We start from the raw sequence: 11496 nt of genomic DNA, 5'->3' as shown, positions 1-11496 counted from the left end.
CACCAAAAGGATGACTGTCAATAAAAATTTCGGCTCGGTAAGATGATGTTCTATTTACTTCGAAGCCGCTGTTTACCAGGGATATACCAAGCTTTGGCGAACTTGCGGGCACTCCATCTCCTTTGTTCGTCAGCGAGTTAGCGATTCATTTGTGAGCTTGCGAGTTGTAAACCTGTATAGTCTGCCGACGATCCAATTTACTTAAAACAGCTGCGATCCAATACAGTGTTGGGCCCGAACCGCATACTCTCCGCGAACATTGCGCCATCAAGCTACTTCCGCTTATGTTTTATGCAATCGCTTCATCTTGTTCGAACCTAGAGGCATGGCCATTCCCGGCAAAAACGATTTAGTGCCTCTTGGCATTCTGCTTCTCATCGTTCTCTTCCTGCCGCCTGGGTTGGCCGCTCAGCTCTCCACGGAAGACCATCTCGCCGATCCCGGCTTCTGGCCCACATCGACCGCCCCATCTCGTCAGGACTTCATCGGCCCCGCCGGCTGCCAAAGCTGTCACGCCGCAAAAGTTGCGTCGCAAGCCACCAACGCCATGGCCCGCAACCTCGTCCACGCCGGAGACAGTGCAGCGCTCCTCTCCCATCCCCGCCTGACTTTCAAGGTTGGCGACTACCGCTATCTCATCGAGAGCCGGCCGGGACACAGCCTGTACTCCGTGACGGATGGAAAGATTGCGCTATCCTCGCCTTTGCTCTGGGCCTTCGGCACGCCGCGCGTGGGGCAGTCCTATCTCTTCAAAAAAGATGACGGCCATTTCTACGAGGCCCGCGTAACCTACTTTCCCAGCCTGCAGGCATTGGGCTTCACGCCATCGCGCGCGCTCGCGGCGCCCAAGGACACCGAGGAAGCCATGGAGCGGCAGGTGCCGGATTCGGAGGTGCGGCGCTGCTTCGGCTGCCACACCACGGCTTCCAACATCGGCGACAGCTTCAACGAGGCCACGTTCATTCCGGGAGTAACCTGCGAGGCATGCCACGGGGCGGGATTGAAACACGCCGCCGACATGAAGGAGTTTCTGGCCGGCAAGCAGGCAGCGACGGCAACCATCTTCAACTCCGCTCACCTGAGCCCATCCGACCAGGTGGACTTTTGCGGCGCCTGTCACGGCACCTGGTGGGATGTGAAGCTCTCAGGCACTAGGGGAGTTTCCGCAACCCGATCGGCGCCCTATCGATTGGTCACCAGCAAGTGCTGGGGAACGAAGGGCGATGGAAGGCTCGTCTGCACCTCCTGCCACGACCCGCATCAACCGCTGCAAACCCAGGCCTCGGATTATGATCACGCCTGCCTGAAGTGCCACGTCAACAGCGCCGCCGCGCAACTTACGACCGATCATCCCGGCAAGGCTTGTCCGGTTGCGAAGAAGGATTGCACCTCCTGCCACATGCCCAAGGAGTACGTCCCGGAGATGCACGACAACTTCACCGACCATCGGATTCGCATCGCCAAGGCTGGAGAAAGCTTCCGGGAATAGAGTCTCGTTAAAACGATTTACTCGAGGCGTCCGCGACCTTCAATGATCCGGACATAGCGATCGATAGGCAGATCGGTGAAACGCTCCACGCCTCCTCCGGGCAGCGGCCAGTGAACTTCGATCCAGTCGATCCTGGTCCGCTCGCCGATCCCCAGCACCAGCCGTGGATCGTGCGAAGAAAGAAAACTCCCACCACCTACCTTGGTTCGCGAGCGCTTCAGATCTCCAGCCTGATAGACAATGCGCGCACCAACAGCGTCGGAATTGGATTTCTTTCCGACCAGATGCACTCCCAGCCAGTGCCTTCCCGCCGCGGCCGTGTTCTTCAGCAGCACCGGGGCGCCATCGTTGACGCTGACCAGCGCATCGACAGCTCCATCATTGTTGAAGTCTCCGATGGCCAGGCCCCGCGCCGCATAGTTCTTTGCGAATGCAGGACCTCCCTCCGCGCTGACATCGCGAAACGTCTTGCCCTCGCGATGAAACAACAGCAGCGGCTCGCGGTATGTCACCTTGCTCGAGATTTCATCCACCAGGTCGTCGGGAAAGCCGTTGGCCAGGATCAGATCGAGGTCGCCATCGTTGTCGTAGTCGAAAAACTTCAGCCCCCAGCCGCTCATCCATCGCGTGGCCATGCCGATGCCCAGGGGCATGGCGAGATCGTCGAAGCTCACGTCGCCGTTTTTTGATACCCCATTGTTCGAGTAGAGGGAAAAGATCTCCTCATCGATATTTGCGACAAACAGATCCATCGCCCCATCGTTGTTGAAGTCCGCCGCATCGACGCCCATGCCCGAACGCGCCCGACCATCTTCGCTGTAGGCCACGCCGGCCGTGAAGCCTGCCTCTTCGAACTTGAACGCACCGCCGTTCGCCGGGCCACGATTCATGAAGAGAAAATTCGCCACCGTATCGTTGGCCACGAACAGATCCATCAGGCCATCGCCATTGAAATCCGCGGCCACCACGCCCCACGCCTTGCCCATGTGCTCCGCGATTCCCGACTCTTTGCTGACATCGGTGAATGTCCCATCGCCGTTGTTGTGGAAGAGCCAGCTCGGCCGGGGCTTGAAGATGCGCGGAATGCAGTAGTGGCGCACGCCATCTTTATCCGTACCGCAGCCCAGCGAAGCATCGAACTCTGCGAACTGGCAGACGAAGAGATCGAGCCTCCCATCGTTGTCGTAGTCAAACCAGACCGCGCTCGAACTCCAGCCAGCGCAGGCGACGCCCGCCTTGTCGGTCACGTCGGTGAAGGTTCCGTCGCCGTTGTTGCGGTAGAGAATATTCCTTCTAAACTGAGTTACATATAGGTCGGGGAAGCCGTCACCGTTGTAATCGCCCACCGCCACGCCCATGCCATAGCCGCCGCCACCCATACCCGCCTTCTCAGTTATGTCGGTGAAGGTCCCATCGCGATTGTTGCGATAGAGCGCATTGTGCAATGGCTTCGCGGGCGTATAGAAATCAGCCTTCCCGCTATTCACCAGATAGATGTCCATCCAGCCATCGTTGTCGTAGTCGAGAAAGGCGCAGCCAGCGCCCGAGGTCTCGGGCAGATGCTTCATCGGAGACTTGCCCGCAGTATGCATCCAGGTAATGCCGCTGCGGCTGGACGGAACTTCTTCGAAGAGATACGCCGAATCCGGAGCAATCGCATTTAGCAGAGGATGGCGGCCAAAAGGCAACATAACCGGGAGCAGACCCTGCAGGAATCGACGCCGCGAAACAGATTGCAGCTGCGAATCGAAATCCCGGGAAGAAAGCCGCCGCTTCATCCAGAGAACAATATCAAATCGCTGCTGGTGTCAGATTGCGTGGTTGAGATTGACTGAATCAAGTTCGGTTATCAGTGCGATCTCTCGGCAGCATTGCCCGCCGGAGGCCGCTCCGCATTCCACATGGGCTGGCCGGCGACGATGTGATCGACCCTCACTCCGGGAAACACCTCGCGAAGATCTTCGGCGCACTGCTCCATGCCCGACTCTTCCGACACCTCGTGCCCCAGCAGGATAAGCGCCTTGTGCCTTCCCTGTGCCGCGGCATCGCGCGCATACTCCACCGTCTCCCACTCCGAAGCTTCTCCGGCGATCAACACATCTACATCGTCGCGCCGCAACACTGTCACCTGCTTCTGCAATCCCGAAGCGCCAGGAAGAAGCGCTACATGCGTCACCGGCAAATCGGGATTGCCAACTACCCGCAGCGTCTGGATCTTCAACTTCGTCCGAAGCGTCTCCGCCAATTGCGCCAGCGTGGTCCGCGGCAGCGTGGCAGAGAAAGGATCGCCGGACTTCACGTAGCTTTGCCAGCCGAGAGCCTTGATCAGCCCGAGCTCGATGTGGTCCGGCGGCGTGCCGTGTATCCCGTCGTGCAGGCGAAAGACCACCAGGTGGTACTGCGCAAGGAAGGCCAGCTTCTCGCGATACACGGGATCGTCTTTGAAGAACGCCGCATCGTCGCGATGGTTGTAGAACGTGGGCTCGTGCGTGATCACCAGGTTGTCACCCCGGCGCACAGCCTCACGCAGCACGTCCATGGTGTCAAGAAAGGTGGTGGCGATGCCGGTCACTACAGTGTCCGGGTCGCCGGCTTTGATCGTGTCTACGGTATCGGCTCCCACCGCGGCGGGATACCGCTGCTGGATGCGATGAATCGCCTCGGCGGCGGTGAGCTTCTGTGCGGATGCAGCAACCGGAAGGCTGACAAGCAGGAGGCCGATAAGCGGGAGAACGGGGGCAAGAAGGCGCATGCCAAATATGATCGACCATTCCTGCGGCGTTTGCCTACGTTTACGACAGTACTCGCCATCTCCGGCCCCGCGATGAGATAGTTTCCGGTGTGACCGCTTCGTTACAGCGTATGGGATTCATTTCTCTCTGGCTGGGAGTGACTCTGTGCTGCGGTCTGAGTGCAACCGCGCAGCAGGCCGATAACTTCGAGATCCTGCAAGAGACGGCGTCCAAGGCTCAGGACGCCGGTAATACACAGGATGCGCTTACAGCCTATCAGCGCGCGCTGGCTCTCAAGCCGGAATGGCGCGAAGGCCTGTGGGCCGTGGGAAGCCTCAGCTACGATCTCGATCGCTATGCCGACGCCGTCGTCGCGTTGACCAAACTCATCAAGCTCGTGCCCAATGCGGGACCCGCCTACAGCCTGCTTGGGTTGTCGGAGTTCGAGACCGGCGCCTACCCGGCCGCGCAGACGCATCTTGAAAAAGCTCAGGCTCTCGGCAATACCGGCGACCCAGCCATCGGACAGGTCTGCGCCTACCATCTCGCGCTCCTTCTCAATCGCAGCGGAGAGTTCGACCGCGCTCTTGCGTTGCTGCGCACAACCTTTCCGCAGCAGGGTCCTCCCGCGCAAGCCAGGGCTGCGATGGGCATCGCGCTCCTGCACATCCCTTTGCTGCCGGCGGAAATCGACCCCACGCACGATGCACTGCTGCAGGCGGCGGGGCAAGCCGCGGCCGTAATGAATCAAGGAGATCCGCAAAAGTCTGCGGAGACGTTGGCCCAACTGATTGAGGAGTATCCGCAGACGCCGTGGCTGCACGAAGTTTATGCCCGCGTACTTACAGACAGCGGAAGAACGCAGCAGGCACAAGCTGCGCGGCAGGAAGAAGCCAAGCTCGCGAAGAGCGATGTCGCCGCTCTTTATCGCCTCAACTCCGAAAGCGGTACAGCAACAGCATCAATGTCTGCGGCCACATGGCAACAGGCAATGCAGGATTACTCGAGCGGCGACTATCCACGAGCCATCGCCGTGCTGAAAATCTGGGTGCAGCAGAAGCCCGGTGACGGCACGGCGTGGGCTGTGATGGGACTTTCGGAATTCGCGATCAAAGACTACGACAACGCGCTCATTCATCTCCAGCGCGGGCAGCAGCTCGGCCTCGGAGCCAGCCCTCAGGCTGCGTCGTTCGCGATCTATCATCTGGGCCTGTTGCTCAACCGCAGCGGCCGCTTCGAAGCCGCGACCTCCCAACTCGCCACCATCGCGGACTACAAACCGCTGGCCGATGAGGTCCAGTTCGCGCTCGGACTCTCTCTGCTGCGCATGGCCGTCCTGCCCGGCGAGGTCGAGAGCGGCAAGCGGTCCTTAGTCGCAGCCGCAGGACAGATTGCGTCACTGCTTCTGGCCAGCAGATACGACGAGGCATTTCCCCTGTTTCAGAAATTGATCGCGCAGTCTCCCCAGACTCCCTACCTTCATTATGCCTACGGAACTGCGCTCGAATCGCTCTCGCAATATGACGAGGCGAAGGTCGAGATGAAGGATGAGACAAAACTTTCGCCGCACAGTGAGCTTCCCTGGCTGAGGCTCGCCTCGATCAATCTGCGCCAGCGCCTGCCGGATGACGCACTTCCTGCCGCGAAGACTGCCGTACACCTCGCACCTGAATCCGCCGATGCCCACTACGTGCTGGGCCGTGCGTTGCTGGACGCGGGAGACATCGCTTCAGCAGTGAGCGAATTGGAAAAGGCGGTCAGTATGGCTCCTCAAAGTCTGGAGCCGCACTTCGCTCTGGCCCGGGCGTACGCCAGGAACGGCAGCGGCGATAAAGCGCAGCAGGAGCGCGAAATCTTCGCGCGGCTGAACGCACTTGCCGAACAGCAGCGCGCCCAACATGGCAGCCAGGCCTATCAAGGGCCTCGGGAGGCGGAAAACTCATCTCTCGTAACTTCGGAAAACAGCGCATCGGAAGGCGGCGGCAGTCCCTCACCACAAAAGCCGCAGTAGCAAAGCTTGCAGAGTGAGCGAAAGAAAAACTTGCTACGCGCGCATTCGCTGCTGAATCTCTTTCGCCATCTTCTCGATCTGGTGAGCTTCCTTGATGAGTGGCAGCGACAGGGTCGCTGTCAGGTTCGTCTGATCGACCTTGGCCTTGAAGTCCGTCGCCATCTGCAGCAGCTTGTCCGAGTCGCTCTTGATCTCCGCCCACATCAGCGGGCTGATCGTTCCCGGCGCCGATTGATGCGCCAGCCCTGCGCCATCCAGGCCGCCGGGGACATTCTGATTCATCGGTGCATTCGGCGATGCCATAGGCTGCGGCGACGGATGCATGACCTGTCCGCGGAATGACCAGGGCAGCGTGAAAGCAGCGGCCGTGACAACACTGAACCTTCTTAGAATTTGACGGCGCGCTTCGATTCCTGCTTCGTCCATGGAGCCTCCCGATTGCAACGCGAGATGCGAAATAGTAACTCCCGCCATGCGGAGAAACCCAGCGACAAATCGGGTAGTTTGATTGGCTGAACTACATTGGCACGGAGATGTTTTTCCAGGTATCTCAAAGCTGTCTTCGAAATGTCTCCAAATTGTCGCGGCAATGTGAAGGGCTCACATACGGTTGCACCCGCGAAAACACTGGGTAAAAACGCGTGAGAGGGAAAAGTGAATGGATGATAACAACCGTCAAAATCGCCGTCTACTAATTTGACAACTATTGGACGCCGATTTAACGACAGCCCTGCCGTCCAGTCGCTAGTGTCTTTCTCGTAGGAGAAAACGCTATGCGTTCCATGCTTCGGTCTATCGCTTTAACTTCCGCCGCCCTCTGCGCTACTGCTGCTTTCGCGGCAGATCGAGCAGTGGTGAATGTTCCCTTCAATTTCGAAACTCATGGCATCTCGTTCCCGGCGGGCAAATACGACGCTTCCCTCAGCATGAATAAGAACATTCTCACACTGCGCAACATTGCAGATCCCAAGGAAGCCATCGTCTGGGCCGTATCCCCCGCCGACGAGACGGCCATCCAGAAACCCCTTTTAATGAAGTTCGATGATCAAGGTAGCACCCGTGAGCTGCGCACCGTTCAACTCGGGTCCCGGATCACCTCAAGACTGGACGCTCCCGCGAGACGCCACGATGCGGGCAGCTTAGTGGCTCAGGTGAGCGGCCAGTAATATGCAATAACACTCGTCACAGGGCCTGTGCCGGCACGCTCCGGCACAGGCTCATTTTTTTGCATTCGGGATGAACCGTCAGGCGGAAATAATCGCCGCAGCTCTCTCGATGTGGCAACTTACCGCGCCGATCACCCTCGAAATATTTCTGGTGAGACTACCCGGCGCCAGAACGAGAGCACCGCTGGCAATTTCCCGACTTTTATCGGCCGGCCTTGAAGCCTGGTTTCCGTCGGCCAGCCGCAGGCCTTCCGGATCGCTTCGCAGCCGTTTTCTTGGGCCGCACATCCGTTCCGGAGGCTGCGCTTTTCGCCGGCCGTTCTTTCGCTTGTTGCGGCTTTGCCGGCTTGCGCGGCCGTACCGCGTGCCGCAGACGCTCGACCTCCTGCTCGGAGAGTTCGCGAAATTCCCCCGGTTCAACGTCCAGCACCAGAGGACCGTAGCCCACACGCCGGATCTTCTCCACATGATGGCCGATTTCTTCGAACATCTTGCGAATCTCGCGATTGCGGCCTTCGATCAGCACCATCTCGTACCAGGGATTCTCGGCGTCGCGGATCAGCCGCACCTTGGCCGGCGCAGCCAGGACCCGGCCTTCTCGCGCGCCCAGCCTGCCCTTCTCGATCATCACGCCGCCGCGAATCTGGTCCAGGGCAGACTCCTCTGGCTTGCCGCTTACCTTCACCAGGTAGGTCTTCTCAACCCTGGAAGAAGCGCGAGTCAGCGAGTTGGCCAGCGTACCGTCGTTGGTCAGCAGCTGAAGGCCCTCGCTGGCGTAATCCAGGCGTCCTACGGGAAAGACACGCTCGCCGCTCCGCTTGCCTTTTTGGATGATCTGCATCACCGTAGGCCGGTTTTCGGGATCGCTGACCGTGGTTACGTAGCCCTTGGGCTTGTTCACCATGTAGTAGCGATGGCGCTCGCCGCCTTGCAGCAGCTTCCCGTCCACGCGGATGTGGTCCTTCGTGACATCGGCCTTGGTGCCGGGCTCGGTAACGACCTCGCCGTTGACCTGCACCCGTCCTTCGGCGATCAGCTCTTCGGCCTTGCGACGCGAGCAGATGCCCGCCGAGGCAATTATCTTTTGCAACCGCTCCAGCTGCGATCCTGCCTCTTTGTTCACCATCAGTCTCCCTCGCCCGGCTGTCCTACCGCGGACGTAGCCTCACCTGCATCCACCAGATCGGCGGGTTTCACCTCTGCCTCGACCTTGACGCCGGGTAGATCTGCGTCGCCATCGGCTCCGCCCTTACCATGCACCTGGATGGTGTCGACCGCCGCTGCCAGCGCCTCTTCATCGACCTGCTCCTCGTCCACCGGTTCCCCATCCACCGGCTCTCCGGACGACAGCTCCGGCTCTTCCGCCAGATCGTCGGCATTCGGCTCGAACGGCAGCTCCGGTCTCGCGATTTCGGGCTCGCCGTCAGCCTCCGCAACCTGATCGGGCTCGGCCAATTCGCCCGCCATCTTTTCGAATTCCTCGATAGAGGGCAGCTCGTTCAGGTCTTTAAGTCCGAAACGCAGCAGGAATTCCTTCGTAGTCTTGTAGAGAATCGGACGGCCGATCACCTGCTTCCGTCCGGCCGTCGTAATCAACTTTCGGCTCACCAGCGAGCCCAGCACGCCGCCTGAATCCACGCCGCGGATCTCGCTCACTTCCGGCGCAGTCACCGGCTGCTTGTAGGCGATTACCGCCAGCGTCTCCAGTGCCTGTAGAGACAGCTTCAACGGCGGCTTCAGGCTCTTCACAAAGCCGCGCACGGCATCGTGGTATTCCGGCTTGGTGGCCACGCGGTAGCCCCCGGCGATCTCGCGGATCTCCATCCCGCGGTCGCTCTCGGCGTACTCGGCGATAAGCCCGTCAAGGATGGCTCGAAGCTCGTCCCGGACGTCACGATCCCGCTGCCGCGCCGCTCGCTTCTCATCCTCGATTGCACGCTCGGCCGCGCGTTTTTCATCCTCAAGCGAAGACTCAACAACCGGAGGCTCAGCGTCAGGCGCACTCGGTTCCGGCACTTCGACCCCCAACGTTTCCAGTTCTGACGTTTCCGGTGCCGCTGCTTCCAGCTCCGCTGCAACTTCCTCGGCGACGACCTCCAGCTCGGAACCTGGGTCGGAACCCAGCTCGGAAGTCAGCACAACCGTAACTTCGCCAGCCTCCAGCGCGAGAGAGGGTGCTTCTTCGTCTGCTTCAGGCGCCGGCGGCGGGGACGCAAGATCCTCGCTTACCGCCAGGACAGCCAGCCGGGTCTCTCTCGTCTCGAGAACATCGTTTTGGAACAGGGCCGCGAGCTGGGCCAGCGTAACCGGCTCTTCGGCGGCATAAATAACAGCTTCGATCTTGGCTTTCAAACTCATGTGTAGGGGAAATGGCGCTCCAGAAAAGAAAAACGACGCTTCTGAAATAGTACAGAAGCGCCGTTGATCCGTCAGGTGGTTGCGCTGTGGCCGGGAAGGCTACAGCCGGATTAGATGAATTGCCGCATCGCCCAGAAGATTCCCGCCGCCAGCGTTGCCGCCACCGGGAGTGTAAAGATCCAGGCCAGAGCAATGTTGCGCAAGGTGGAAAGCTGGAGACCGCTGCCATTGGCCAGCATGGTGCCAGCTACGCCCGAAGACAGAACGTGCGTAGTGGAAACCGGCATATGGTACTGATCGGCGGCGATGATGGTGACCGCGGCAACAATTTCAGCCGAAGCACCCTGCGCATACGTCAGGTGCGTCTTGCCGATCTTCTCGCCTACCGTGACCACGATGCGCTTCCAGCCCACCATCGTGCCCAGGCCCAGCGCCAGTGCCACCGCAACCTTCACCCAGCTCGGAATGAACTTCGTCGAAAGGTCCAGGTGCTTCTTGTAGTTCGCCAGCACCGCATTTTCAGGCGAAGTGAACTTCGGATCGCCCGATTTCGCCATCAGGCGCAGCGCTTCGCTCTCGACATACATATCGTTGCGAACGTTCTGCTGCTGGTCGGCCGGAACGCCGGCCAGGCTCTTGTAGGAAAGCACTTCGTTCTGGATTTCGACCGCCATCTGTCGCGCCGCGAGCATGGTGGTCGGAGTGAATTGCTTGGTGCGGATATAGTCGGTGAGATCGGTGCGGGCATCGTCCATTACAGCATTTGTAGAAACGTACCCGGAGAGCGCCCGCGCCGCCTGCTCAGAAACGGCCGCAAAATCCTGGACCTGGTTGTAACCAATGGCATGGTTCAATGCGTACGCCGTCGGCACCGTGCCGATCAGGATGAGCATGATCAAGCCCATGCCCTTCTGTCCGTCATTTGACCCGTGTCCGAAGCTCACACCGGTGCAGGTAAGGATCAGCAGGCCGCGAATCCACCACGGCGGTGCTGCGTCGCCTTTGGGGGACTCATACAGCTCCGGCTTCTTCACCAGAAGCTTGAGGATCAGCAGCAAAATCGCCGCGCAGCCGAAGCCCACCAGCGGAGAGATCAACAGCGCCCGGAAAACGCCCGCAGCCTGCGCCCAATCGACGCCGCTGGTGCCGTTCTTTCCGCCCATCCACTGGTTCGCGAGACCCACTCCAATGATCGATCCGATCAGGGTGTGCGAACTCGAAGCCGGCAGGCCCAGCCACCAGGTGCTGAGGTTCCAGATGATGGCAGCGATCAGCAGGGAGAAGACCATCGCGAATCCCGCGCCCTTGCCGACCTGGAGAATCAGTTCCACCGGCAGCAGCGAGAGGATGGTGAAGGCCACAGCGCCCGACGAGGTCAGCACGCCGATGAGGTTCCACATGCCCGACCACACCACGGCGATGTGCGGCTCCAACGAATGGGTATAGATGACCGTAGCCACCGCGTTGGCCGTGTCGTGAAAGCCATTGACGAACTCGAAGCCCAGCGCGATCAGCAGCGCGACGCCCAGCAGGACATAAGGCCAGACCGAAATCATGTGGGTGCCGGCGAGATCACCTGCGAGGTGCATGACCGCGTATCCGATGCCGCCCAGCAGCACCAGTGCGAAGAGGACCATGCCGATCATGCCCGGCGATTTGTTGAGCTTGTTATGAACCGAAGAAGGATTGGCTACCTGATCCGGAGAAATTGCGACGCTGCTTCCGTTATCCATAGAAGTC

The 11496-nt window shown here is 59.9% G+C and carries 9 protein-coding genes; 3 read left to right on the top strand and 6 right to left on the bottom strand.

Going from position 1 to position 11496, the window contains the following annotated elements:
• The first annotated feature begins 325 nt into the window (after window positions 1–325).
• Complete coding sequence (locus XX99_RS05445) at window positions 326–1489, top strand: multiheme c-type cytochrome (protein ID WP_050058361.1); 1164 nt, start codon at window positions 326–328, stop codon at window positions 1487–1489.
• Between the two features lie 17 nt (window positions 1490–1506).
• Here the strand turns inward: XX99_RS05445 and XX99_RS05440 are convergent, their stop codons facing one another.
• Both XX99_RS05440 and XX99_RS05435 read right to left on the bottom strand, forming a co-directional pair.
• Entirely contained in the window at window positions 1507–3180 is a 1674-nt protein-coding gene (locus XX99_RS05440) for a CRTAC1 family protein (protein WP_050058430.1), read from the bottom strand.
• Window positions 3181–3338: 158 nt separating this feature from the next.
• A complete protein-coding gene (locus tag XX99_RS05435; RefSeq protein WP_050058360.1) occupies window positions 3339–4241 on the bottom strand; it encodes a Nif3-like dinuclear metal center hexameric protein in 903 nt (300 codons plus the stop codon).
• 89 nt (window positions 4242–4330) lie between these two features.
• Here XX99_RS05435 and XX99_RS05430 point away from each other — a divergent pair, with 89 nt between their 5' ends.
• Entirely contained in the window at window positions 4331–6232 is a 1902-nt protein-coding gene (locus XX99_RS05430) for a tetratricopeptide repeat protein (protein WP_156185808.1), read from the top strand.
• A gap of 33 nt (window positions 6233–6265) precedes the next feature.
• On the opposite strand, the gene XX99_RS05425 is transcribed toward XX99_RS05430, so the two are convergent.
• Window positions 6266–6658: a hypothetical protein gene (locus XX99_RS05425; RefSeq protein ID WP_050058358.1), complete on the bottom strand. Its 393-nt coding sequence runs from the start codon at window positions 6656–6658 to the stop codon at window positions 6266–6268.
• Window positions 6659–7005: 347 nt separating this feature from the next.
• Between XX99_RS05425 and XX99_RS05420 the strand changes: the two genes are divergently transcribed.
• On the top strand, window positions 7006–7398 hold the full coding sequence (locus XX99_RS05420; RefSeq protein ID WP_050058357.1) for a hypothetical protein: 393 nt from the start codon (window positions 7006–7008) through the stop codon (window positions 7396–7398).
• A 202-nt stretch (window positions 7399–7600) separates the two neighbouring features.
• On the opposite strand, the gene XX99_RS05415 is transcribed toward XX99_RS05420, so the two are convergent.
• The 3 genes from XX99_RS05415 to XX99_RS05405 form a co-directional block, all read right to left on the bottom strand.
• Window positions 7601–8524, bottom strand: a complete 924-nt coding sequence (locus XX99_RS05415) for a pseudouridine synthase (RefSeq protein ID WP_050058356.1) — start codon at window positions 8522–8524, stop codon at window positions 7601–7603.
• Window positions 8524–9756: an SMC-Scp complex subunit ScpB gene (gene scpB, locus XX99_RS05410; protein WP_050058355.1), complete on the bottom strand. Its 1233-nt coding sequence runs from the start codon at window positions 9754–9756 to the stop codon at window positions 8524–8526. The genes XX99_RS05415 and scpB overlap by 1 nt, the downstream gene beginning before the upstream one ends.
• A gap of 110 nt (window positions 9757–9866) precedes the next feature.
• Entirely contained in the window at window positions 9867–11489 is a 1623-nt protein-coding gene (locus tag XX99_RS05405; protein ID WP_082125271.1) for an inorganic phosphate transporter, read from the bottom strand.
• Between the last annotated feature and the right edge of the window lie 7 nt (window positions 11490–11496).

This window comes from Silvibacterium bohemicum, from assembly GCF_001006305.1.
Classification (GTDB): Bacteria; Acidobacteriota; Terriglobia; order Terriglobales; family Acidobacteriaceae; genus Silvibacterium; species Silvibacterium bohemicum.
Note: the sequence above shows the minus strand (reverse complement) of the source record. Positions and strands in the feature narration are given on the sequence as shown.

Coding starts and splice junctions, on each gene's coding strand:
- XX99_RS05420 (WP_050058357.1), top strand. CDS start 7,006: ATGCGTTCCATGCTTCGGTCTATCGCTTTAACTTCCGCCGCCCTCTGC.
- XX99_RS05440 (WP_050058430.1), bottom strand. CDS start 3,180: ATGTTGCCTTTTGGCCGCCATCCTCTGCTAAATGCGATTGCTCCGGAT.
- XX99_RS05435 (WP_050058360.1), bottom strand. CDS start 4,241: ATGCGCCTTCTTGCCCCCGTTCTCCCGCTTATCGGCCTCCTGCTTGTC.
- XX99_RS05445 (WP_050058361.1), top strand. CDS start 326: ATGGCCATTCCCGGCAAAAACGATTTAGTGCCTCTTGGCATTCTGCTT.
- scpB (WP_050058355.1), bottom strand. CDS start 9,756: ATGAGTTTGAAAGCCAAGATCGAAGCTGTTATTTATGCCGCCGAAGAG.
- XX99_RS05415 (WP_050058356.1), bottom strand. CDS start 8,524: ATGGTGAACAAAGAGGCAGGATCGCAGCTGGAGCGGTTGCAAAAGATA.
- XX99_RS05425 (WP_050058358.1), bottom strand. CDS start 6,658: ATGGACGAAGCAGGAATCGAAGCGCGCCGTCAAATTCTAAGAAGGTTC.
- XX99_RS05405 (WP_082125271.1), bottom strand. CDS start 11,489: ATGGATAACGGAAGCAGCGTCGCAATTTCTCCGGATCAGGTAGCCAAT.